Origin of the sequence: Roseateles koreensis (genome assembly GCF_028595305.1) — a bacterium.
GTDB classification, from domain to species: Bacteria; Pseudomonadota; Gammaproteobacteria; order Burkholderiales; family Burkholderiaceae_C; genus Paucibacter_A; species Paucibacter_A koreensis.
The window spans coordinates 1-22,359 of the sequence record NZ_JAQQXS010000017.1; the positions used below are offsets into that span (position 1 = coordinate 1).

Sequence of the window (22,359 nt, forward strand, 5' to 3'; positions counted from 1 at the left end):
TGAGCCTGGCCAACCGCGGCTACGTGATGGAGTCCGGCGAAGTGACCATGACCGGCGACGGCCAATCACTGCTCAACGACCCCAAGGTCAGGGCGGCTTATCTGGGGGAGTGACGGGTCGGCTCTTCGGGGCTACTGATGCATAAACACAAAGGCGGCCCGAGGGTCGCCTTTGTTGCTTTGGATTGACCGAGCGCGCAGTGTTGATTGCTGCAGCCATGCCTGGCTCGGAATTGCCTCGTCATGTACCCGGCTTGTAACCCGTTTTACTGGGGAACGTGTAATATGGTTACAAGTATCCAAACGACCAAGTTACATTGGTTTGTCTATGAACAAGACCTTGATCGCTGTTACCGAGCGCATCCGCCAACGCAGCGCCGCAACCCGCCGCCGTTATTTGGACGGTATTGAACAACTTGCCGGGCGCAAGCGTGGTATTGAACGCATGGGCTGTGCCAATGTGGCCCATGCCGTGGCGGCCATGCCTGCCAACGACAAGTTGCGGATCGTTGAAGAAAAAGCGCCGAATCTGGCGATTGTCACGGCGTACAACGACATGTTGTCGGCCCATCAACCATATGAGGGCTATCCGGCCTTGATTCGTCAGGAGGCGCATGCCCAGGGCGCGACCGTGCAGGTGGCCAGCGGCGTGCCGGCCATGTGCGACGGGGTGACGCAGGGCCTCCCCGGCATGGAGTTGAGCTTGTTCTCGCGCGACAACATTGCGATGAGTACGGCGATTGGCTTGAGTCATGATGTGTTTGATGCGGCGTTGCTGCTGGGCATCTGCGACAAGATTGTTCCGGGCTTGTTGATTGGCGCTTTGCACTTTGGGCATTTGCCTTGTGTCTTCGTGCCCGCAGGGCCGATGGGGACGGGCTTGTCCAACAGCGAGAAGGGCAAAGTACGTGAGTTGTATGCCCAGGGCAAGGTGGGGCGAGATGAGTTGCTCAAGGCCGAGTCTGCGGCCTACCACAGCGCAGGCACATGTACCTTCTACGGCACGGCCAACAGCAATCAGATGCTGCTGGAAGCCATGGGCCTGCACGTACCGGGCGCGGCCTTTGTGCATCCCCAAGAACCGCTGCGCGAGGCCTTGACCCGCGAGGCCGTTCGCCACGCCCTGGCCATTACGGCAAAGGCCCGCTACACCCCCATTGGGCGTTTGGTGGACGAGCGTTGCATCGTCAACGCCATGGTGGCCTTGTTGGCCACTGGCGGGTCCACGAATCACCTGATTCACTGGGTGGCGGTGGCTCGTTCTGCAGGAATTTTGATCGATTGGAGCGACTTCTCAGCCTTGTCCGCCGTGGTGCCGCTGTTGTCGCGTGTGTACCCTAACGGCGCGGCTGATGTGAATCAGTTCCAGGCGGCGGGTGGGCCGAGTTTTGTGATCCGTGAGTTGCTGGACGCCGGCTTGATGCATGAAGATGTGCTGAGCGTGGCCGGAGATTCTTTGCGGCCCTACACCCGATGCCCCAGCTTGGACGACGCGACCGGGCAAGTCGCATGGCAAGACCTGGCCCCTGAGAGTGGCGACGAGAGCGTGGTGCGTCAGGCCGATCAGCCCTTCAGTGCCACCGGCGGTCTGAAGTTGCTGGAAGGCAATCTGGGGCGCGCGGTGATCAAGGTGTCTGCCGTACCTGATGATCGTCATACCGTTGAAGCACCGGCTCGGATTTTTACGACGCAGGAGGCTATGTTGGCGGCCTTCAAGGCGGGAGAGTTGGAGCGTGACGTGGTGGTGGTGGTCCGGTTCCAGGGGCCGCAGGCTAACGGCATGCCTGAGCTGCACAAGCTGACTCCGCCGCTGGCGGTGCTGCAGGGCAAGGGCTTCAAGGTGGCCTTGGTGACAGACGGGCGCATGAGTGGCGCCTCGGGAAAGGTGCCTGCCGCCATCCACGTGAGCCCCGAGGCCTTGGCTGGCGGCCCCTTGGGCAAGCTGCGCGATGGCGATGTGGTTCGGATGGACGCTGTCACCGGGGCCCTGCAGGCTTTGGTGCCGGAGGCTGAATGGGCCGCCCGCGAGCAGGCGCAAATCGCGCCAGAGCAAGCGCTTGAAAATGGCCACGGCCTGGGCCGTGAGCTGTTTGCCGGCTTGCGCCGCAATGTGCGCGCAGCGGAAGAGGGCGCCATCACCTGGCTTTGACATCCAGGCAGGCCGCCCGCAATCATTCAAATGACGATTCGGATCCTGAATCGTCCAACGAAGAGCAACTACGATGAGCAAGAACACACTCAGCCTGGCCAGCCATGGGCCGGTCATCCCCGTCATTGTGATCCAGCGTCTTGAAGACGCGGTGCCCCTGGCGCAGGCCCTCGTGGCCGGTGGCGTCAAGGTGCTGGAAGTGACGCTGCGCACGCCGGTGGCCTTGAAGGCGATGGAGGCGATGGCTCGTGCCGTGCCTGAAGCCATTGTTGGCGCAGGCACTTTGCGCAGCGTGGCAGATGTGCAAGCGGCACGGGACGCTGGCTGCCAGTTCGGCGTGAGCCCTGGGTACACCGACGCCATCGGGCAAGCCTGCCTTGATAAGGGTTTGCCGCTGTTGCCGGGCGTCTCGACCGCCAGCGAAGTCATGCAGGCCAATGCTGCGGGCTACAGCTTTTTGAAACTGTTTCCGGCCGTTGCTGTGGGCGGTATCAATTTGCTGAAGGCTCTGTCGGGGCCATTTCCGGATGTCGTGTTTTGCCCAACCGGCGGCATCACGCTTGAAACAGCGCCTCAGTTCTTGAAGTTGCCCAATGTGAAGGTTTGCGGCGGCTCCTGGCTGACGCCCCAAGACGCCATTGACGCTGGCGACTGGGCGCGCATCACCCGCTTGGCCGTTGAAGCGGCTGCCGTTTCACGCGGCTAAAAATCGCGTTAAAAAGCGCGGCTGAAAAATGCCGCGCACTGTTAAGTTTTGAGTCGTCTGCGCTTTAGCCGCCGGACGCCGCGATTTGCCGCAAGGTTTGCTCAAACACCTCCGGGGGCTGTCCGCCTTGGATCAGATGCTTGTTGTCGATGATGATCGCAGGTACCGAGTGGATGCCCAGCCCTTGCCAGTAAGACTCGGCCTCACGCACTTCCTCCGCAAAGCGGCGGCTTGCCAGCAGCACCAAGGCTTGCGCACGGTCCAGGCCCACTTGGGAGGCCGCATTTGCCAGTACTTGATGATCACTTGGATCTTGGCCATCGGTGAAGTAGGCCTGCAGAAGCGCCAGCTTCAAATCACGTTGAACCTGACCGCCTTGCTCGCCCGCCCAGTGCAGCAAGCGGTGTGCATCAAAGGTGTTGTAGATGCGATCGCGGGCGCCCTTGGTGAAGGTGAAGCCCAAAGCCTGCCCACGTTGGCGGATTGCTTCACGGGTTTGCTCCAGCTGCGCCGGCGCGGCGCCGTATTTGCGCGCCAGATGCGCGTTGATCTCCTCGCCTTCGGCCGCCATTTGCGGGTTCAGCTCAAAGGGTTGGAAATGCAAGTCGACGGCGAGCCCAGGGAGCTTTTCCAGCGCTTGCTCCAGTGATTTGAGTCCAATGGCGCACCAGGGGCAAGAAACATCGGATACGAAGTCAATTCTCATGCCCTGACTCTAGCCCAGCACGAGAGTGCTTGCTGCGTCGCTTGAATAGGCACAGCAGCTCAGGGTCTATTGGGGCCGTTGTGGTAGCTGAGCCAAGTCTGCGTTAAGGAAACTCTTTTCAAGCTGCAGGCAGGGTGGGGTTGTACCGCTAAACTTGTTCGTTAGCAACAAATGAGCCACAAGTCTTGGTGGAAGTAGAAGCAAGAGTGATGAGCATTGACTGGAATACCTTCACCCCCTGGAGCGCTTTGTTCGGAGGCCTGCTGATCGGCTTGGCGACGGCGCTGTATCTGCTGGGCAATGGACGTGTGGCGGGTATCACCGGCATCGTTGCCAGTCCTTTGTTGGCCGTGATTCGCCGCACGGGGCTGCAGCCAGAAATGACACGGCTGACATTTTTGTTGGGGCTGCTGACGGCGCCCTGGTTGTGGGCGCTGTTTGCCCCGTTGCCCGTCGCCTCGGTGGATGTCGGGCCGGGCCTGCTGATCGTGGCGGGCTTGTTGGTCGGTGTTGGCGTGCGCATGGGCAATGGTTGCACCAGCGGACACGGCGTGTGTGGTTTGAGCCGATTCTCTTTGCGCTCGCTGGTCAATGTGTTGTGTTTCATGCTGGGCGGTGCATTCAGTGTGTGGGTTGTTCGGCATTGGCTGTGAGGCGAGGGGGCCTATGCGTTTTTTGCTGGCTTGGGTGAGTGGCTTGGTGTTTGGATTGGGTTTGCTGCTGAGCGGCATGACCAATCCCGCCAAGGTCAAAGGTTTTTTGGATGTGACCGGCGCCTGGGATCCCAGCCTGGGGCTGGTGATGGGCGGTGCCATCTCTGTCGGCGTGGTGGCTTTTGCGCTGGCCAGGCGCCGCACGCAGGCGTGGTGCGGTGAGCGCATGGAGATTCCGACCACCACGGTGATTGACAAGGCGTTGATCGGTGGTGGTCTGCTGTTCGGCCTGGGTTGGGGCATGGCCGGTTTTTGCCCGGGGCCAGCCTTGGTGGCGCTGGGCAGCGGTTTGGCTGCCGCTTGGATTTTCGTGCCAGCCATGTTGCTCGGCATGGTGGCGTTCGACTTGCTGTTGAAACGCCGCTGATGCGGTCAAATGATCCCGTCGAATTGCAAGAAAGGAGCTGAGTCATGCTAATTTTTCGCCAGTTGTTCGACCCCACCTCGTCCACCTATACCTATTTGCTGGGCGACTCCGCCTCCAGCGATGCGGTCTTGATTGACCCCGTGTTTGAAAATGAACGGCGTGATGCTGCCCTGGTCCACGAACTGGGCCTGCGCTTGGTCGCCACTTTGGATACGCATGTTCACGCTGACCATGTGACCGGCGCGTGGTTGCTGAAGCAGCGTTGTGGCAGCCAGATCATGTTGGCGCAAGCCTCGGGCGTGCAGAACGCAGACCGTTTGTTGCAGCACGGCGATCGGGTGATGTTTGGCCAGCGTTTTGTGGAGGCGCGCGCCACGCCGGGGCACACCAACAGTTGTTTGAGTTATGTGCTGGACGATCAGAGCAAGGCGTTCACGGGGGATTGCCTGTTGATTCGGGGTTGCGGCCGAACCGACTTTCAGCAAGGCAGCGCAGCGCGTTTGTACCACTCGGTGCACGAGCAAATTTTGTCTTTGCCGGGCGCCTGCCTGCTGTATCCAGGGCACGATTACCGGGGTTTGACGGTCACCAGCGTTGACGAAGAACGGCGGTACAACCCGCGCCTGGGCGGTGCTGTCAATGAGCAGGACTTCACCGGTTACATGAACAATTTGGGTCTGCCGCACCCCAAGTTGATGGATGTGGCTGTGCCCGCTAATTTGCGCTGTGGCGAGCCGCAAAGTCCGTTAAATCCAATGAGTTCGGCAGGCCATCATTCAGGCAATGTGGACTGGGCGCCACTGACTTGCAATTTCGGCGGTATCTGGGAGATTCAGGCGCCACTGTTGTACGAGCGGCTTGCCGCCAAGGATGGGGCCGACATTCAACTCCTTGACGTGCGTGAGCCGGAGGAGTTCAGTGACGTGCTGGGGCATCTTCATGGTGCCCGGCTGTTGCCCTTGTCGGAGCTGGCCTCGCGTGCTGCAGAGCTCGATGCAAGCCGCCCGGCGGTCACCATTTGCCGCTCCGGCGCCCGGTCGGCCCAGGCGACCGTGCTGCTTCAAAAAGCCGGCTTTCAGCGGGTAGCCAATCTGCACGGCGGCATGTTGCGCTGGCGGGCAGAAGGTTTGCCGGTGGAGGCCGGCGCTCTCTGAAGTCGGCCCGTGGCGGGTGAGCCGGGAACAGCTGCGCTGATCAAGGGTTGATACGCAGCCAGGTGGTTTTTAGCTCGGTGTATTTGTCGAAGGCGTGCAAGGATTTGTCGCGCCCATTGCCGCTTTGCTTGTAGCCGCCAAAGGGCACGGTCAAGTCGTCTTCGTCGTATTGGTTGACGTGCACCGTACCGGCGCGCAGGGCGCGAGCCACCCGGTGTGCGCGGTCAATATGGTTGCTCCACACGCTCGCCTGCAAGCCAAAGTTGCTGTCATTGGCCATGGCAACGGCTTGGGCTTCGTCTTTGAAGCGCAGCACACTCAGCACCGGGCCAAAGATTTCTTCCCGTGCAATCTTCATCGCCGACGTTACGCCGTCGAAGATGGTGGGTTGCACATAGAAGCCGCCTGTCTCGCTGAGTGCCTGGACACCGCCTGCCACGGCGTGCGCGCCTTCGTTCTTACCGCTGTCGATGTAGCTCATCACGGTGCGCAGTTGCCCTTCGTCCACCAAGGCGCCCATTACGGTCGTGGGGTTCAAAGGATCGGCGGCTTGATAACTGGGCGCCTCAGCGGCAACCAAACGCACAAACTCATCGGCAACGCTCTCGTGCACCAACACGCGCGAGGGGGCGTTGCAGCTTTCGCCCTGGTTGAAGAACATGGCGCCGGCAACCGTGCTGGCGGCGCGCTTCAAGTCGTCAAAATCTGGGAAGACCAGGAACGCCGATTTACCGCCCAGCTCGTTGTACACGCGCTTGAGGTTGGACCGGCCCGCGTATTCGAGCATTTTGCGGCCGACGCGGGTCGAGCCTGTGAAGCCGACGGCGTCGACATCCATGTGCAAGGCCAGCGCCTCACCCGCTTCGTGGCCAAAGCCGGGTACCACGTTGAAGACGCCTTCGGGCAAACCGGATTCAACGGCCAGTTCAGCCAGACGCAGCGCGGTCAGGGGCGATTTTTCGCTGGGTTTGAGAACCACAGAGTTGCCGGCGGCCAGCGCGGGCCCCAGCTTCCATGCGGACATGATCATGGGGTAGTTCCAAGGCACGATGGCGCCGATCACGCCCATGGGTTCGCGTTGAATCAGGGCCAGGGCGTTGGGCCCTGTCGGGGCAATTTCGTCGTAGATCTTGTCGACCGCTTCGGCGTACCAGGCGATGCATCTCGCCGTGGCGGGCACGTCCACGCTCAGCGAGTACTGAATCGGTTTGCCCATGTCCAGGGTTTCAAGCAGGGCCAGTTCTTCTCTGGCCGCCAGAATATTTTCTGCAAAGCGTTGCAACACGCGCTTGCGGGCGGCGGGCGCTTGGCCGGCCCAGCGTGCGTCGTCGAAGGCGGCGCGTGCGGAGCGCACGGCGGCATCGATGTCGGCCGCCTGGCCCCGACTCACATCGCCCAAGGATTTGCCATTAACGGGGGAGATGTTGGAAATGGTCTGGCCGTCGACGCTGTCGACACGGCGGCCACCGATGAAGGGGCGGCCGTCAATTTTGAGCGCGGCGGCGCGGGCATGCCAGTCGATGGTGGGTTTCATGAAAAGTCTTTCTATAGGCAAAAACGTAAGGGGGAGTGCCTCTGCGGCGGCGTATCCGGTGCCAATCATCAACCGCTCGCCAGCAGCATGTCGCGTTGGCGCTTGCGTTCTTGGCGGGCCACCCAGAGGCTGGCCGCAATCACACCCAGGGACACGGCGCCAATGATGACGGCAGCGACGGCGTTGACGCTGGGGCTGAGCCCCAGGCGTGCGCGTGAAAAAATAATCATCGGCATGGTGGTTGCACCGGGGCCGGAGAGAAATTCTGACAAGACCACATCGTCCAGCGACAAGGTGAAGCACAGCAGCCAGGCCGACGCCAGCGAGGGCAGAATCATCGGCAGCGTGACCAGAAAGAACACCTGGTGCTCGCGCGCGCCGAGGTCCATGGCCGCCTCTTCAAGCTGTTGAGGCAGTTCCTTGAGGCGGGCTTGCACCACCACATTGGCGTAGGCCATGCACAGCAAGACATGCCCGATCCAGATGGTGAAGGCGCCCCGCGCAGGCACGCCCAAACTGCGTTGCAGGCTCACCAGCATCAGCAGCAGGGAGAGGCCGATGATGACCTCCGGCATCACCAGTGGGGCGTTGACCATGCCCTCCAGCAAGCCGCGCCCGCGAAATCGCTGAAATTTGACGAGTGCAAACGCAGACAGCAAACCCAGCACCACCGCAGCACTGGCACTCAAAAAGGCGATCAGCATGGACAGGCGCAAGCCCTCCAGCATCTCTGGGTCGTCAGCCAGTTTGGCGAACCATTTGAGGGTTAGCCCGCCCCAGACGGAGGGGATGGGCGAGTCATTGAAGGCGTAGACCAGTAAGGCAAAAATCGGCAGATACAGAAAGGTGTAGCCGCCAAACAGCCACAGGCGGGAAATCCAGCGACCGGTGTTCATGCGCGTGCCTCCTGGGCCTGAATGCGGTTGAACCAATTCAAGGGCAGCATGACCAGCAGGATCAGCAATACCGCCACGCCGCAGGCCAGGGGCCAGTCGTTGTTGCCAAAAAATTCATCCCACAACACCCGGCCGATCATTTGTGTCTTGGGGCCGCCCAACAATTCAGGAATGACGAATTCACCCACGCAAGGAATGAAGACCAGCAGGCAGCCGGCGATGATGCCGGTTTTGGATAAAGGCACGGTGATGCGCCAGAAGGCCGTCCAGGGGCGGGCGCCCAGATCGGCCGCTGCTTCGAGCAGGCGCAGATCCATCTTGGCCAGATGCGCATAAAGCGGCAGAACCATGAACGGCACGTAGCAATACACCATGCCCACCAGCAGCGAGAAAGGGGTGTTCATCAACTGCCCCGGTACGGCAATCAGGCCCAGTGCCGCCAGCAGGCGATCAAGGCCCAGCATGGCGATGGCTTGCGCCACCCATCCATGCTCGCTCAACAAGCCCTTCCAGGCGTAAATGCGCAGCAGGAAGGAGGTCCAGAAGGGCAGCATGACCAGCATCACCAACACTGGCTGCACATGCGGTTTGCTGCGCGCCATGAAGTAGGCAAACGGATAAGCGATGAAAAGGCAGCCTGCTGTGGTGAGCGCCGCGTAACGCAGACTCAGTAAATAGGCTCGGATGTAATGGGCGTCTTCAAACAAGGCGCCGTAGCCGCTGAGGTGCAGGTCAATGCGCAACACGCCGTCGACATAACTGCTGAGGTCCATGACCCGGACTGCATCCATGTCGGAGACGCTGATTTTCAGCACGATCAAAAAGGGCACAGCGAAGCACACCAACAGCCACGCCAGCGGCACGCCGATCACGAGGCGCCGGCCCAAGCCCGCAATTTTCCACAAGGGATGCAGCGGCGCTTGCGGTGATGTTGCAGGTGACGTTGCGGGTGTGGTGGCGGAAGCGCTCATCACTTGGGCCTCAGTGGGTCAGCACAACGGCAGCGGAGTCGCTCCACCGGGCCCAGCAGGTTTCGCCCACGGCGGCTTGCTCGTCAGGATGGCGTTCGGTATTGGCCATGGACACTTTCAGCAGCCCGCCACTGGGCAGGCGCAGGCGGTAGACGGTGTAGGCGCCGAAGTAGGCCAAATCCTCCAGACGACCGCTGACGCAGTTGACCGCTTCCGGCGCCGACGCGTCGGCGGCCGGTGGCTGGCGGCTCAGGGTGATCTTCTCGGGACGCAGCGCGACAGCGACGGCCATGCCTTCACTGCCGGAGATGCCGTGCCCGATGAGGTGCTGGCAATCAGCGCAGCGGATCAGTACGTGGTCTGGGTTGTCGCAGACCAACGTGCCTTCCATCATGTTGACGTTGCCGATGAAGTCCGCCACGAAGCGGTTGGCGGGTGTTTCATAAATTTGTGCGGGCGGCGCCACTTGCTGAAGCAGGCCCTCGCTCATGATGCCGATGCGCGTGGCCATGGTCATGGCCTCTTCCTGGTCGTGGGTGACCATGACGCAGGTCACGCCCACTTGGCGAATGATGTTGACCAACTCGATCTGGGTCTCTTCGCGCAGTTTTTTGTCCAACGCGCCAAGGGGCTCGTCAAGCAGCAGCAATTTGGGCGCCTTGACGAGACTGCGCGCCAGCGCGACCCGCTGTTGCTGCCCACCCGAGAGTTGGTGGGGTTTGCGCTTGGCGAGGTGGCCGAGTTGTACCAACTTCAAGATGGCGTCGACTCTTGCGCTGATCTCTGCGCGGGTGCATTGCTCACGCCGCAGGCCGAATGCGATGTTGTCCCAGACGCTGAGATGCGGAAACAGCGCGTAGCTCTGGAACATCATGTTGATGGGCCGGGCATAGGGTGGCAAGCCGGCAAGGTCGCAGCCATTCAACAAAATGCGGCCGCTGGTGGGGGTTTCGAAGCCCGCCAGAATACGTAGCAGCGTGGTTTTGCCGCAGCCTGAAGAACCGAGCAAGGCGAAGATTTCACCTTGTTGGATGTCCAGGCTGACGCCGGCAACCGCCTTGGCCCCGCCGCCGAAGTCCTTGACGACATTTTCAAGGCGCAGATAAGGTGCAGCGGGCTGAGAAGCTGAGGTAGAGATTGGCATCACTGTTCGGTCTTGAAGCTCGTGAAGATGCGGTTCATCTTGCGGCGCGCGTCGTTGTTGAGCGGTTGAGACACCACCATGCGCGCCATATCAGCCGGGGCCGGGAAAACGCTGGGGTTGCTGCGGATCTCGGGCTTGATGAATGGGCGTGAACTGAGATTGGGGTTGGCGTAGAACACCTTGTTGGTGATCGCTGCGTGAACCTCGGGGCGCAGGATGTAGTTGATGAAACGATGGGCATTGAGCGGGTGGGGCGCATCGCTCGGGATCACCATGGTGTCCATGAACAGCAGGCCACCCGTCGGCGGGATCAGGGCCTCGATGTGCTGGCCAGTCTTGCCGTCGATGGCCCGTTGGCGCGCGATATTGATGTCGCCCGACCAACCCAGCACCATGCACAGCGAGCCATTGGCGAGGTCATTGATGTAGCCTGAGCTGCTGAACAAGGTGATCGAAGGCCGAATGGATTGCAGCAGCGCCGGCACATCTTTGTAGTCACCCAAAACGCGGCTGAACGCCGGCTTGCCCAGATAGTGCAAGGCGGCGGGCACCACTTCGGTTGCAGAGTCCATCACGCTGACGCCGCACGCGGTCAGGCGCGACACATAGGCGGGTTTGAACAACAAGTCCCAGGCATTGGCGGGCATGGGCAATGGGCCCAGGGCAGCACGCACCTTGTCGACGTTGATGCCAATGGTGCTGAAGCCCCAGAGCCAGGTCACCATGAATTGATTACCGGGGTCAAGAACGGCGAGTTGGGCCTGCAAAGCCGGGTCCAGATTGGCCAAGTTGGGCAGTAGGCTTTTGTCGAGCTTGCGCAGCAACCCACCCTCGGCTTGCAATTTGGCCCAATAGGCGGTGGGCACGACCACGTCGTAGCCTGTGTGGCCGGCGACGAGCTTGGCGTGGACGATCTCGTTGTTGTCAAAGCTGTCGTAGCGGACCTTGATGCCGGTTTCTTTTTCGAAATTCCGGATCGTGTCCTCTGCGATGTAGTCAGACCAGTTGTAGACGTTGAGCACCTTATCTTCAGCGGCAGGTGTCGTGGCGGGTGCTGCGGCATGCACCGCGCTGACACTAAAGGGCAAGAGTGCCAGCGCGGCCAACAAGCTCAGCCAGGCCCCGGATTTGAATCGATTTCGTGACATGGTGAGCTTGGCGGTGGTGCTGTAATTGAAGTTCAGAACCGGTAACTTGCGCCTACGTTGAAGAAGCGCCCGATGGCACCCTCTTGATGCAAGGCCGGGTTGTAGGCGGCGCCGCCGGCCTGTGCACCGTTGCCGGTGGAGCCGAAGGTTTGCAGGTCATACGGCGCATGACGGTCAAACAGGTTGGTGACAGAGGCGTGCACCGAGAAGTTCTTGCTGACGTCGTATTTGCCCGTCAGGTTGAACGTGGTGAACGAGGGCACGTGGCAGAAGTTTTGCGCCTGCGCTGGCACGCCGTTCGGGAAAGTGCCCGACAGTGCGAAGTCGCAGGTGTTGGGCGAGGCCGTTGGGTCCAGCACGGTCATGCCGCTGATGTAGTTCACGGTGCCGGTCAACGTCATTGGGCCGCGCAACCAAGTGAGGGTGAACTGCGCACGGTCTTGCGCGGTGCCAGTGTCGCCTGACACAAAGCTCGGGCCGTGCGTGCCGACGAAGTTGTAGGTGGTGCCACCGTAAGTCATGTCGTAGGACAGCATGCGGGTGAAGTTGAACTCGGCATGGAGCTTGCCCGATTCACCCAGGTCAAACCGGGTGCGCAGGTCAATGTCTACCCCGGTGGTGTGCGTGCGGCTGGCATTCAGGAAGGGATAAGTTTCGTAAGTAATCGGGCCCACTGTGGCGCCCGGAATGGTCGGATCAGGCGCAGCCCGGAAGATATTCGCGCTGTAGGTGGCAGGGTTGTTGAGCTGTGTTTGTCCCAGCAGGCCGACGGCGATGATCTGATCCTTGATCGTGATGTCGTAGTAGTCGAGCGACATGTTGAACCAGTCGGTCGGCTCGAAAATCAGGCCCAGGGTGTAGGAGTCTGAATGCTCGGGTTTGAGTTTGGGGTTGGAGAGTTGCAACTCGGTGATGAAGATGCTGCACTGGTTCGGGTCGATGGCGGTGGCCGGGTTGCCGTTGGTGCACAGCACCGGGTCATACAGCGGGTTCAGCACGCCGGAGGTGGAACCGGCTTTGCCAATCTCCGCTGGGTTGGGGGCGCGGAACCCTTGTGAGTAGGTACCGCGCAAGGTCAATTGCTTGCTGGGTGTGTACTTGACGCCGAACTTGGGCGTGACCGAGTTGCCATAGGTGTCGTAGTGGTCAACGCGGGCGGCGGCGTCCAGTTCCAGCTCTTTGGTGATGGGGGCAGCCAGCTCGGCGTATGCGGCAGTGATGGTCTGCTCGCCCTGGGCGAAGGAATAGATGGGGCTGTACTGGTCACCCGAGACGAACCCCGCAGGGAAACTCTCCGACAGCTTGCGGCGCGTCAAGTCCAGGCCGGTGCCCAGAGACAGCGGGCCACCAGCCAGCGTCATCAGATCACGCGAGCCGCGCACGCTGATGAAGTTGAGCTCGTTGGTGGACGTCGAGTTGCCCGTGGGTGCAATGCGGCTGCGCAGGGCTGAACTGATGGTGCTCTGACCTGGCACAAAACTGCCATCGCTCAAGGCCGATTGGAAGCCGCTGACACTCAAGAAGTTGCTGCTTTCGAGTTTGGTTTCAACGCGTGTGTGGCCCATGGAAAGGTCAACCGACCAACCTGCAAGCTCGCCAGAAAGCTCCGCTACAAAGCGGTAGGAGGTGGTGTCGCTGTGCTGCGTCTGCGGGCCCAAGGCGTTCAACGCACTGGTGAAGGGCGTGACGCCATCCGCTTGCATGAAGGTGTAGGGGTTGCCCAGCGGATTGGGCGTTGGGTTTTGCGAGTTGCTGGGCCCGAATGCGAAGCTTTGCTGCCCAGCGCTCACGTCATTGAACACGCCGATCTGAGTGGCCCGGCTGTTCAGCATCGAGGCCTGCAGATTGGCTTGCCAACCGTCAGCCAGAACCTTGGTGAAGCGGCTCATGACGTTGAGATTCTGCGTCTTGGGCTGCAACTGCAATTGATCGTTACCGGCCAGATTGGGCGTTTGGTTGCTGTCGAAGATATTGGCGGTGCCGCCGTACTTGGACCAATCGGTGATCGCCAGATAGCTGCGGTTTTTCAGCAGCACGGCTTCTTGTTGGCGGTACTCCAGGGACGCATAGGCGTTGTAGCCATCGTTGCCTAGATCGCCCACGCCGCCGGTGATCGAGAAGTGATGGGTGTTGCCGTCGCCCTTGGAGGAAACTCCGGTTTCGCCGCTCAAGGTCAGGCCTTTGAATTCCTTCTTCAAGATCACGTTCACGACGCCGGCCATGGCGTCTGAGCCATAAACGGCGGAAGCACCGTCCTTGAGAATTTCAATGCGTTCGATGGTTTCGAAGGGGATTGAGGCAATGTCGACAAAGTCGCGCTCGCCGTCGTCGGGCATCGGGTAGGAGGCCATGCGATGCCCGTCGATCAGCACCAGGGTGGCGCCCACCGTCAGGCCCCGCAGCGACACGCCGCTGCCGCCGGCCGCGAAGGCGCTGGCGTTGCCCTGAGAGAGTGACCCCATATTGTTGGCCGTGATGTTGTGCAGCACGTCGGCCACCGAGGTGTAGCCGGATTGTTTGAGATCGGTGGCCGTCATCACCTGCACGGGGCTGGGTGTTTCGGCGGCGATGCGATGGAGGTTCGAGCCGGTCACCATCACGCGCTCCAGCTTGTCGGTGGCGGGCACATCGGCCGCACTTTGTGCGCTGGCTTGAGTCGTTAGGCAGGCAAGCAGGCAGGCGGACATCAAAGCCTGCAAGGGAAACCCGGGGTGAATCTTCTTGATCATCGTGAGCTCCAGTGCGTTAGATAAATGAATTCGATGTCCGCCTCGTTCGGGCGGCCTTGTAGGGACATGACTGTGGTCGAGACCGGGTGCGTGCGCCAGCGGGGAAAGCGCTTGGCTGGTGCATCAACACGACACGCGGAAGGCTGAAGCCTGTGCCTTCCGGGGCGCCGTCGGGGGGTTACAGCCAGCCGCGTTGGTTCAACTCGGCCAGGGTCAAGTCCAGGACCTTCTGGATGAGGTCCGCCATCTCGTCGATTTGTGCCACGGTCATCACCAGCGGTGGCGCCACGATCATGCGATCGCCAACGGCCCGCATGATCAACCCGTTGTTGAAGCAATGGGTGCGGCACACCATGCCCACCTCCAAGGCGCTGTCGAAGGCCTTGCGCGTGGCTTTGTCTTTCACCAGTTGCACCGCGCCCATCATTCCGCAGGTTTGGACTTCACCGACCAGCGGGTGTTTTGCCAATTCGGCGAAGCGCTGGGCAAGATGCGGCCCCAGTTCTTCGCGAACCTTGCGGACCACGTCTTGCTCGCGCATCAGCCGGATGTTGGCCAGGGCAACCGCGCAAGCGGTCGGGTGGCCGGAGTAGGTGAAGCCGTGGTTGAACTCGCCGCCTTGCTCAATCAGTACCTTGGCGATGCGTTCACCCACCATCACGCCGCCCAGTGGGATGTAGCCCGAGGTCACGCCTTTAGCGAAGGTCATGAGATCGGGTTTGCTGCCCATGGTTTCGCAGCCAAACCAGTTGCCGGTGCGACCAAAGCCGCAGATCACTTCATCGCTCACGAGCAAAATGCCGTACTTGTCGCAGATGCGTTGGATCTCAGGCCAGTACGTGGCTGGCGGCACGATGACGCCGCCGGCGCCTTGCACCGGCTCACCGATGAAGGCGGCTACGCGGTCGGGGCCGACGGCCAGGATCTTGTCTTCCAGCCAACGCGCAGCAGTGATGCCGAATTCGTCCCGCGACTGCGAGCCGCCGAGCTCGTACCAGTGAGGCTGGTCAATGTGCGTGATGTCAGGAATGGGCAGACCGCCCTGGGCATGCATGCCGCTCATGCCGCCCAACGACGCGCCCGCCATGGTCGAGCCGTGGTAGCCGTTGATGCGCCCGATGATGACTTGGCGATTGGGCTGCCCCAACACATCCCAGTAACGGCGAACCATCCGTACAACGGTGTCGTTACCTTCTGAGCCCGAGCTGGTGAAGAAGACGTGTTGAAAGTGCGGGGGCGCCACCTCGGCCAAGACTTCCGCCAGCTCAATCGCCGGCGTTGTTGAGGTCTGGAAGAAGGCGTTGTAGAAGGGCAGCTCTTTCATCTGTTGCGCGGCTGCGTCGATCAGGGGCTGCTGGCCGTAGCCCATGTTGACGCACCATAGGCCACTCATGGCGTCGAGGATCTTGTGGCCCTCGCTGTCCCACAAGTAGATGTTCTCGGCCTTTTTGATGATGCGCGAGCCCTTTTTCGCCAGGTCTTTGAAATCGGTGAAAGGGTGCAGAAAGTGGCGAGCATCAGCGGCTTGCCATTCAGCGGTGGTGCGGCTTGTCATGGGGGTTCTCCGGTGTTCCGCGGGCAGGCGACGGAGCGCCCACCCGGTAAGAAAAATTCAACGTTGAAGCCATGCCCTGAGCGTCAGGCTCAGCGCATTGGCATGTGCACTCAAACGTGCAAGAGCAGGTGTTCGCGTTCCCAGGGCGAGATCACTTTCATGAACTCGGCGTACTCGATCTCTTTGATCTCGGTATACACCGTCACGAATTGCTCGCCGAGGATGGCTGCCAGCTCTTTCTCTTCACGCAGCAGCGTCAGCGCTTCGCCCAGGGAGCGTGGCAACTGGAAGTCGCCCAGGTAGGCGTCGCCCTTGCATTCGGGTGAAGGTTCGATCTTGTTCTTGATGCCCAGGTAGCCGCAGGCCAGCGTGGCAGCCAATGCCACGTAGGGGTTGGCATCGGCGCCGATCACCCGGTTTTCGATGCGACGTGCTTGGGGTGGTGCCAGGGGCGAGCGGATGCCTACGGTGCGGTTGTCGGTGCCCCATTGAATGTTGATGGGGGCGGCCGTATGGCGGGCCAATCGGCGGTAGCTGTTCACATAGGGCGCGAACAAGGCCATGGCGGCAGGAATGTACTTTTGCAGGCCGCCGATGTACCAGCGAAACTCATCGCTGGCCGAGCCGTCTTCGTTGCTGAACAGATTGCGGCCGGTCTTCTTGTTGATCACGCTTTGGTGAATGTGCATGGCGCTGCCGGGTTCGCCGGCAATGGGTTTGGCCATGAAGGTGGCAAACATGTCATGGCGCAGCGCCGCTTCACGGACCGTGCGTTTGAAGAAGAACACTTCGTCTGCCAAGCCCATCGGGTGGGCGTGGAAGAAGTTGATTTCCATCTGGCCAGCGCCGACCTCGTGAATCAACGTGTCGACGTTGAGTTCCATCTTCTCGCAGTACTCGTAGACGTCCTCGAATAGCGGGTCGAATTCATTCACCGCGTCGATGGAGTAGGCTTGGCGCGAGGTTTCTGCACGGCCTGAGCGGCCGATGGGCGGCTTCAACGGCATGTCGGGGTCGGAGTTGCGGGCCACCAGGTAGAACTCCAACTCGGGCGCTACAACCGGGTCCCAGCCTTCAGCGTCAAACAGCCCGCAAACGCGGCGCAGCACGGAGCGTGGCGCGAAGGGCACCAACTCGCCATTGCGATCGAAACAATCGTGGATGATCTGCGCGGTGGGGTCGACGGCCCAGGGCACGAGGCGGGCGGTGGTGGGGTCGGCCCGCAGGTGCATGTCGCGGTCATTGGGGCTGATGACGTCGTAGTACGGGCCTTCTTCGGGGAATTCACCCGTCACACCCATGGCCACCACGGCCTCGGGCAGGCGCATGCCGCGGTCTTCGGTGAATTTTTGGCGAGGCAAGATCTTGCCGCGTGCCACGCCGGTCAGGTCGGGCACAAGGCATTCGATTTCCGTGACGCGCTGCTCTTGCAGCCAGTTTTCAAGTTCGCTGAAGGTGAAATTGTTGCGATCAACCATGGTGTTCCTTTGTTCGTCATTGATCCGGGCCCTTGGGGTCCGGGGTGTTTGGCGTCAAGGGAAGGCACTAGGTCTCGGGATCGCGAACCGAATCGTGGCGAACCGCCGCCACCTGATCGCGATAGTCGCGGCACGCTTGGCCGAAGGCCTGCAGCAGGGCCATGGAGACGGGGTTCTGAGCCGCCTGCCACTCGGGATGCCATTGCAGGCAGATTGAAAAACCGGGGCTGGCTTCGACACTGAATGCCTCCACCAAACCGTCAGGGGCCACGGCTTCGATCCGTAGGCCCGGGGCGAGTTGCTTGACACCTTGGCCATGCAGGCTGTTGACCATCACCGGGCCGTGCCCTACCAATTGCTCCAGCAAACCGCCGGGCATGATGTGAACCGGGTGTTGTGGTGCGTAGGCGATTTCAGGGGGCTGCTCAGGCGGCGCGCGGTGGTCGGCCATGCCTGCTTGCTCTTGAACCGCCTGATGCAGGCTGCCGCCCAGAGCGACGTTCATTTCCTGAAAACCCCGGCAGATGGCGAAGAGCGGCATCCCGCGCGCCACCGCCGCACGGATCAGCGGCAAGGTCCACGCATCACGGTCAGGGTCCAGCGGCAGGGCACTGTTGTGGACGTCTTCACCAAAGTGGCTGGGGTGGACATTGGAGGGCGAGCCGGTGAGCAGCAGGCCATCGGCGAGTTGCATCAATTCGTCGATTTCATCAGCACGGGCCGCCGGAACGACGAGGGGCAGGGCGCCGGCCAGCCGCACCGCATCGATGTATTTTTTGCCGACGATATGGAACGGGTGCTCACCCACAGGGCGGTTGCAGGCCGGGACCAGAACCACCGGTTTGTTCGGCATGTTGGCGTTGTCACGGCGCGTCACAGCAGATCCTTCAATCGGTAATAGGCCATGCCGAGAACCAGAGCGGGCATGCGAAGCAGTTTGCCACCCGGAAAGGGCTTGTGCTTGAGCCGGCTGAATACATCGAATCGTTCGCTGTCGCCTTGAATGGCTTCAGCAACGATCCGCCCTGCCAGCCCCGTCAACGCCAGGCCATGGCCGGAGAAACCTTGAAGGTAGTAAATGTTGTTGGCCTGGCCGATTCGGCCAAAATCAGGCGCACGGTTCATGGTGATATCCACAAACCCTCCCCACGCAAATTCCATGCCTACGTCGCTCAATTGCGGGAAGCTCAAACGCAGGCGTTCGGCCATGCTGTCTTTCACCGAACGTGGGGAGCGCGTGCTGTAACTGACCCGTCCGCCGTAGAGGATTCGGCGATCCGGCGTGGGGCGGAAATAGTCGAGCACGAAGTTGGTGTCGCACACGGCAGAGCGGCTTGGGATCAAGCGCTCAAAACGCTGAGCTTCGATCGGTTCGCTGCACACGATATAGGTGCCAACCGGCATGATGCGCGCACTTAGTTGGTGCGCTAGCTTGGGCGCACGTTCGGGCAGGTAGACATTGCCTGCCAGCAAGGCTTGGCTGGCACGGATTTGCCCAGTCGCGGTATGCAAGGTCAAAACCTGACCCTCATCCATGCGCGTGACCGCCGTGTTTTCGTAGATTTGCACGCCCAGCCGCTTTGCGGCGGCGGCCAGCCCAAGACAGTATTTGAGCGGGTGCAAGTGCCCCGAGCGTGGATCGTGCAAGCCGGCTTTGAACCGGGGGCTTTCGATCCAGTCGGCCATGTGTGCCTGAGGGATCCACGTCATCGGGTAGTCGTAGATTTCCGCCATGCGCTGCTGCCATTTTTGCAGTTGCGCAGCCTTGCCGGGCGTGGTGGCGAGGCTGAGAAAGCCGCCTTGCCTGTCTGCGTCGATCTGGTGCGTCGTGCACCGCTCTTGGACGATGTCCAACGCCTCCAGCGTCATGGCCCAGACGCGCCTTGCGTCTGCCAGACCCAGTTGCTGCTCGATGGTTTCCTGGTCGCAGGCCAGTCCGTGAATCAGCTGCCCGCCGTTGCGCCCCGATGCGCCACCGCCCACCTGACCCGCTTCGAGAATGGCGACGCTGCGGCCTTGCTGTGCCAACTCAATGGCGGCGGAAAGACCCGCCAGACCGCCGCCGACGATGGCGACATCGACATGGATCGTTTGCTGAAGTGGCTCATGGCTAGTCTCGCGCCGGGAGGTGGCGAGGTAGTAGGAGTCGCGGGTCAGTTCGTGGTCGACGCTGAGCAAGGTCATATGCGCTAGGCAATCCTTTGGAGGGAGGGGCCGTGGTGAAAAACTTAGGCAACGCGCCGCAGCGCGCCCCGCACGGTGTCAATGATGTGATCGATATGTGTGCGCTCAACAATCAACGGTGGGCTCATCGCGATGGTGTCGCCCGTAGTTCGGATCAACACGCCTTTGTCCCAGCAGTCGAGGAAGACGTTGAAGGCTCGTTTGGCAGGCTCACCTGGCAAAGAGGCCAACTCAATGCCGCCCACCAAGCCGATATTGCGGATGTCGATCACTTGGGGTTCGCCTTTGAGCGAATGCAAGGCTTCAGCGAAGTAACTTTGCATCTCGCTGGCGCGGGTAAGCAGGCCTTCTTCCTTGTACGTGTCCAGGGTACCCAAGGCGGCTGCGCAGGCCAGCGGGTGGGCCGAGTAGGTGTAGCCATGCAGGAATTCGATCAGGTGCTCAGGCCCCTGCATGAAGGTGTCGTAGATGCTGTCTTTGGCGAAAACGGCGCCCATAGGCACGGCGCCATTGGTGAGCCCCTTGGCCACCGTCATCAAGTCGGGCGTTACACCAAAAGTCTGGGCTGCAAAGGGCTGGCCGGTGCGCCCAAAGCCGGTGATGACTTCGTCAAAAATCAGCAGAATGCCGTGCTTGTCGCAAATGTCGCGCAGACGTTGCAAATAGCCTTGGGGCGGAATCAGCACGCCCGTAGAACCCGCCACGGGCTCAACAATCACGGCGGCGATGGTGGATGCATCATGCAAGGCGACCATGCGCTCCAAATCGTCGGCAAGCTCCGCGCCGTAGGCGGGTTGACCAACTGAAAAGGCGTTGCGCACGGGGTCGTGGGTGTGCCGAATGTGGTCAACGCCACCCAGCATGGTGCCGAACATTTTGCGGTTGCCCACAATGCCGCCCACTGAGATGCCGCCAAAATTGACGCCGTGATAGCCGCGCTCACGGCCAATCAAGCGGGTGCGCGCACCTTCGCCCCGCACCCGGTGGTAGGCGATGGCCATTTTCAAGGCCGTTTCGACCGACTCTGAACCCGAGTTGGTGAAGAAGACTTTGTTCAAGCCCGCCGGGCTCAACTCAACCAGGCGTTCCGCCAGCTCGAAGGCCTTGGGGTGCGCCATCTGGAAGGGCGGGGCGAAATCCAGCTCGGCCGCTTGCTTTTGAATGGCCTGGACGATGCGGGGCCGGTTGTGTCCGGCATTCACACACCACAGCCCGGCGATGCTGTCCAGCACCTGCCGCCCTTTGTCATCGGTGAAGTACATGCCGTCGGCGCCGGTCAGGAGTCGGGGCGACTTTTTGAACTGGCGGTTGGCCGTGAAGGGCATCCAATAGGCATCGAGCTTTTGTGGCATGACTTTTACTTCGGTTGACTGCCACTGAGTCTAGGCACTTTGGTGCGCAATTTGCTTGCGCTTGTGCCCTGGGTCATACCCTTGATCTTGCAACTTTGTGCGATGATGATTGGATATTTCGGTGGAAAATTCTCAAAATGAGTTCGGAAGTGGCCTTGGATGCGATTGATCGCAATATTTTGAATGTCTTGCAACGTGATGGGCGGATTGCCAATGTGGACTTGGCGCGTGCTGTCCATTTGTCGCCGTCGGCCTGCCTCAGGCGCGTGAAAGCGCTGGAAGATGCCGGTGTGATTGCCGCTTATGTGGCCCTGGTCAACCCGAAGGCGATTGGCCAGCCGGGCACCAGCTTCACCATCGTGAACCTAGAGCGGATGACGCCGCAGGCGCTGGGGGCGTTCGAACAGGCGGTGCGGGATATTCCCGAGATACTCGACTGTTTCTATGTCGCCGGCACCAACGACTATCTGCTGCGCTTTGCCTATAAAGATGCCGAGGATCTGGAGCGCCTGCACAGCAATGTGTTGATGCATTTACCGGGCGTGGCCCGGTCCAACTCCATGCTGGTGTTGCGCACGGTCAAGAGGACGACGGCATTCGAGCTTTGAGGGGTGTTGCAGACCCGGGGCCGGGCACCGGCTGCTAAAGTTGGCCCGACGCCGAGGTAATTCAAAGTTCGAGCGTGCGCAAAAACTCGCGGAAGCCTTCACCCAATTGCGGGTGTGCCATCGCCAGTTCCACATTGGCTTGCAAGAAGCCTTCTTTGCTGCCGCAGTCGTAGCGTTTGCCGTCGTAGCGATAGGCAAAAACCTTCTCGCGACGCAGCAGGCCTGCAATGCCGTCGGTGAGTTGGATTTCGCCGCCAACACCGCGTGGTTGATTGGCAATCTCACGAAAGATGCCTGGCGTCAAAATGTAGCGTCCGGCCACGGCCAGACGCGAGGGTGCTGCCTCGGGCGCGGGCTTTTCGACAATGCGGGTGACATCCAGCAATTTGTCGTTAACGGGATTGCCTGCGACGATGCCATAACGCCGAGTATGCTCGGCAGGCACTTCCTGCACCGCCAGGATCGACGCACGCCAGTCGTTGAATTGCTCCACCATCTGCTGGAGCACCGGCGGCTGACCGACCATGAGGTCATCTGCCAGCAGTACAGCGAAGGGCTCATTGCCCACCAATCGTTGGGCGCACAGCACCGCATGCCCCAGGCCGAGCGCCTGCGCTTGGCGAACGTACACACATTCCATGTCGTCAGGCTTCACGGAACGGACAACTTCGAGCAATTCTTCCTTACCCGCCTGTTCGAGGGCTACCTCCAACTCAAAAGTCATGTCAAAGTGATCTTCGATGGGGCGTTTGTGCCGTCCGGTCACAAAAATCATCTCGCGCACACCAGCGGCATAGGCTTCTTCGACGGCGTACTGAATCAGTGGCTTGTCCACGACGGGCAGCATTTCCTTGGGCTGGGCCTTGGTCGCGGGCAAAAAGCGTGTTCCCAAACCGGCGACAGGAAAGATGGCTTTGCTGACCACGCCGGGATGATTGGCTGCTTTGATTGACATTTCCGTTGACT

The 22,359-nt window shown here is 60.9% G+C and carries 19 protein-coding genes and 1 pseudogene; 7 read left to right on the top strand and 13 right to left on the bottom strand.

The window, feature by feature from the left end; genetic code table 11:
• From PRZ01_RS16845 to PRZ01_RS16855, 3 genes and pseudogenes are all read left to right on the top strand, one after another.
• A pseudogene (locus PRZ01_RS16845) lies at positions 1–113 on the top strand (ABC transporter ATP-binding protein); the annotation flags it as partial.
• Positions 114–327: 214 nt separating this feature from the next.
• Positions 328–2,148: a phosphogluconate dehydratase gene (edd, locus tag PRZ01_RS16850; protein WP_273597970.1), complete on the top strand. Its 1,821-nt coding sequence runs from the start codon at positions 328–330 to the stop codon at positions 2,146–2,148.
• Between the two features lie 73 nt (positions 2,149–2,221).
• Positions 2,222–2,854 carry a bifunctional 4-hydroxy-2-oxoglutarate aldolase/2-dehydro-3-deoxy-phosphogluconate aldolase gene (locus PRZ01_RS16855; RefSeq protein WP_273597972.1) on the top strand — a complete coding sequence of 211 codons (633 nt, stop codon included), beginning with the start codon at positions 2,222–2,224 and terminating at the stop codon, positions 2,852–2,854.
• A 64-nt stretch (positions 2,855–2,918) separates the two neighbouring features.
• On the opposite strand, the gene PRZ01_RS16860 is transcribed toward PRZ01_RS16855, so the two are convergent.
• Positions 2,919–3,560 carry a DsbA family oxidoreductase gene (locus PRZ01_RS16860; protein WP_273597974.1) on the bottom strand — a complete coding sequence of 214 codons (642 nt, stop codon included), beginning with the start codon at positions 3,558–3,560 and terminating at the stop codon, positions 2,919–2,921.
• A gap of 209 nt (positions 3,561–3,769) precedes the next feature.
• Here PRZ01_RS16860 and PRZ01_RS16865 point away from each other — a divergent pair, with 209 nt between their 5' ends.
• The 3 genes from PRZ01_RS16865 to PRZ01_RS16875 are packed head-to-tail and all read left to right on the top strand — an operon-like array spanning position 3,770 to position 5,794.
• Positions 3,770–4,213: a YeeE/YedE family protein gene (locus PRZ01_RS16865; protein ID WP_273597976.1), complete on the top strand. Its 444-nt coding sequence runs from the start codon at positions 3,770–3,772 to the stop codon at positions 4,211–4,213.
• 13 nt (positions 4,214–4,226) lie between these two features.
• Positions 4,227–4,640, top strand: a complete 414-nt coding sequence (locus tag PRZ01_RS16870) for a DUF6691 family protein (protein ID WP_273597978.1) — start codon at positions 4,227–4,229, stop codon at positions 4,638–4,640.
• A 44-nt stretch (positions 4,641–4,684) separates the two neighbouring features.
• Positions 4,685–5,794 carry a rhodanese-like domain-containing protein gene (locus PRZ01_RS16875; protein ID WP_273597980.1) on the top strand — a complete coding sequence of 370 codons (1,110 nt, stop codon included), beginning with the start codon at positions 4,685–4,687 and terminating at the stop codon, positions 5,792–5,794.
• Positions 5,795–5,834: 40 nt separating this feature from the next.
• Here the strand turns inward: PRZ01_RS16875 and PRZ01_RS16880 are convergent, their stop codons facing one another.
• From PRZ01_RS16880 to PRZ01_RS16930, 11 genes are all read right to left on the bottom strand, one after another.
• Positions 5,835–7,328, bottom strand: coding sequence for an aldehyde dehydrogenase (locus tag PRZ01_RS16880; RefSeq protein WP_273597982.1), 1,494 nt, complete (start codon positions 7,326–7,328; stop codon positions 5,835–5,837).
• Between the two features lie 68 nt (positions 7,329–7,396).
• Positions 7,397–8,224, bottom strand: coding sequence for an ABC transporter permease (locus PRZ01_RS16885; protein WP_273597983.1), 828 nt, complete (start codon positions 8,222–8,224; stop codon positions 7,397–7,399).
• The gene (locus PRZ01_RS16890; RefSeq protein ID WP_273597985.1) at positions 8,221–9,195 is read right to left on the bottom strand and encodes an ABC transporter permease; all 975 of its coding nucleotides are present in this window, start codon (positions 9,193–9,195) and stop codon (positions 8,221–8,223) included. Before PRZ01_RS16890 ends, PRZ01_RS16885 begins: the two co-directional genes overlap by 4 nt.
• Positions 9,196–9,205: 10 nt before the next feature.
• Positions 9,206–10,339: an ABC transporter ATP-binding protein gene (locus tag PRZ01_RS16895; protein ID WP_273597987.1), complete on the bottom strand. Its 1,134-nt coding sequence runs from the start codon at positions 10,337–10,339 to the stop codon at positions 9,206–9,208.
• Positions 10,339–11,487, bottom strand: a complete 1,149-nt coding sequence (locus PRZ01_RS16900) for a polyamine ABC transporter substrate-binding protein (protein ID WP_273597989.1) — start codon at positions 11,485–11,487, stop codon at positions 10,339–10,341. Before PRZ01_RS16900 ends, PRZ01_RS16895 begins: the two co-directional genes overlap by 1 nt.
• Before the next feature lie 32 nt (positions 11,488–11,519).
• On the bottom strand, positions 11,520–14,216 hold the full coding sequence (locus PRZ01_RS16905; protein WP_273597991.1) for a TonB-dependent receptor plug domain-containing protein: 2,697 nt from the start codon (positions 14,214–14,216) through the stop codon (positions 11,520–11,522).
• A 178-nt stretch (positions 14,217–14,394) separates the two neighbouring features.
• Positions 14,395–15,771: an aspartate aminotransferase family protein gene (locus PRZ01_RS16910; protein ID WP_273597993.1), complete on the bottom strand. Its 1,377-nt coding sequence runs from the start codon at positions 15,769–15,771 to the stop codon at positions 14,395–14,397.
• Between the two features lie 110 nt (positions 15,772–15,881).
• Complete coding sequence (locus tag PRZ01_RS16915) at positions 15,882–17,249, bottom strand: glutamine synthetase family protein (RefSeq protein WP_273597995.1); 1,368 nt, start codon at positions 17,247–17,249, stop codon at positions 15,882–15,884.
• A gap of 67 nt (positions 17,250–17,316) precedes the next feature.
• Positions 17,317–18,102 (bottom strand): gamma-glutamyl-gamma-aminobutyrate hydrolase family protein, encoded by a 786-nt coding sequence (locus tag PRZ01_RS16920; RefSeq protein ID WP_273598065.1) that lies wholly within the window; start codon positions 18,100–18,102, stop codon positions 17,317–17,319.
• Positions 18,103–18,122: 20 nt separating this feature from the next.
• Positions 18,123–19,433, bottom strand: coding sequence for an NAD(P)/FAD-dependent oxidoreductase (locus PRZ01_RS16925; RefSeq protein WP_273597996.1), 1,311 nt, complete (start codon positions 19,431–19,433; stop codon positions 18,123–18,125).
• Between the two features lie 44 nt (positions 19,434–19,477).
• Positions 19,478–20,785: an omega-aminotransferase AptA gene (locus PRZ01_RS16930; protein WP_273597998.1), complete on the bottom strand. Its 1,308-nt coding sequence runs from the start codon at positions 20,783–20,785 to the stop codon at positions 19,478–19,480.
• A 137-nt stretch (positions 20,786–20,922) separates the two neighbouring features.
• On the opposite strand from PRZ01_RS16930, the gene PRZ01_RS16935 reads away from it, so the two are divergent.
• Positions 20,923–21,393, top strand: coding sequence for an Lrp/AsnC family transcriptional regulator (locus PRZ01_RS16935; RefSeq protein WP_273598000.1), 471 nt, complete (start codon positions 20,923–20,925; stop codon positions 21,391–21,393).
• A 61-nt stretch (positions 21,394–21,454) separates the two neighbouring features.
• Here PRZ01_RS16935 and galU read toward each other — a convergent pair whose 3' ends face one another.
• Positions 21,455–22,348, bottom strand: coding sequence for a UTP--glucose-1-phosphate uridylyltransferase GalU (gene galU / locus PRZ01_RS16940; protein ID WP_273598002.1), 894 nt, complete (start codon positions 22,346–22,348; stop codon positions 21,455–21,457).
• Positions 22,349–22,359: the final 11 nt, after the last annotated feature.

What these genes read in the sequence shown, in the direction of transcription:
- edd (WP_273597970.1), top strand. Translation starts at nt 328, where the DNA reads ATGAACAAGACCTTGATCGCTGTTACCGAGCGCATCCGCCAACGCAGC.
- PRZ01_RS16855 (WP_273597972.1), top strand. Translation starts at nt 2,222, where the DNA reads ATGAGCAAGAACACACTCAGCCTGGCCAGCCATGGGCCGGTCATCCCC.
- PRZ01_RS16860 (WP_273597974.1), bottom strand. Translation starts at nt 3,560, where the DNA reads ATGAGAATTGACTTCGTATCCGATGTTTCTTGCCCCTGGTGCGCCATT.
- PRZ01_RS16865 (WP_273597976.1), top strand. Translation starts at nt 3,770, where the DNA reads ATGAGCATTGACTGGAATACCTTCACCCCCTGGAGCGCTTTGTTCGGA.
- PRZ01_RS16870 (WP_273597978.1), top strand. Translation starts at nt 4,227, where the DNA reads ATGCGTTTTTTGCTGGCTTGGGTGAGTGGCTTGGTGTTTGGATTGGGT.
- PRZ01_RS16875 (WP_273597980.1), top strand. Translation starts at nt 4,685, where the DNA reads ATGCTAATTTTTCGCCAGTTGTTCGACCCCACCTCGTCCACCTATACC.
- PRZ01_RS16880 (WP_273597982.1), bottom strand. Translation starts at nt 7,328, where the DNA reads ATGAAACCCACCATCGACTGGCATGCCCGCGCCGCCGCGCTCAAAATT.
- PRZ01_RS16885 (WP_273597983.1), bottom strand. Translation starts at nt 8,224, where the DNA reads ATGAACACCGGTCGCTGGATTTCCCGCCTGTGGCTGTTTGGCGGCTAC.
- PRZ01_RS16890 (WP_273597985.1), bottom strand. Translation starts at nt 9,195, where the DNA reads ATGAGCGCTTCCGCCACCACACCCGCAACGTCACCTGCAACATCACCG.
- PRZ01_RS16895 (WP_273597987.1), bottom strand. Translation starts at nt 10,339, where the DNA reads ATGCCAATCTCTACCTCAGCTTCTCAGCCCGCTGCACCTTATCTGCGC.
- PRZ01_RS16900 (WP_273597989.1), bottom strand. Translation starts at nt 11,487, where the DNA reads ATGTCACGAAATCGATTCAAATCCGGGGCCTGGCTGAGCTTGTTGGCC.
- PRZ01_RS16905 (WP_273597991.1), bottom strand. Translation starts at nt 14,216, where the DNA reads ATGATCAAGAAGATTCACCCCGGGTTTCCCTTGCAGGCTTTGATGTCC.
- PRZ01_RS16910 (WP_273597993.1), bottom strand. Translation starts at nt 15,771, where the DNA reads ATGACAAGCCGCACCACCGCTGAATGGCAAGCCGCTGATGCTCGCCAC.
- PRZ01_RS16915 (WP_273597995.1), bottom strand. Translation starts at nt 17,249, where the DNA reads ATGGTTGATCGCAACAATTTCACCTTCAGCGAACTTGAAAACTGGCTG.
- PRZ01_RS16920 (WP_273598065.1), bottom strand. Translation starts at nt 18,102, where the DNA reads ATGCCGAACAAACCGGTGGTTCTGGTCCCGGCCTGCAACCGCCCTGTG.
- PRZ01_RS16925 (WP_273597996.1), bottom strand. Translation starts at nt 19,433, where the DNA reads ATGACCTTGCTCAGCGTCGACCACGAACTGACCCGCGACTCCTACTAC.
- PRZ01_RS16930 (WP_273597998.1), bottom strand. Translation starts at nt 20,785, where the DNA reads ATGCCACAAAAGCTCGATGCCTATTGGATGCCCTTCACGGCCAACCGC.
- PRZ01_RS16935 (WP_273598000.1), top strand. Translation starts at nt 20,923, where the DNA reads ATGAGTTCGGAAGTGGCCTTGGATGCGATTGATCGCAATATTTTGAAT.
- galU (WP_273598002.1), bottom strand. Translation starts at nt 22,348, where the DNA reads ATGTCAATCAAAGCAGCCAATCATCCCGGCGTGGTCAGCAAAGCCATC.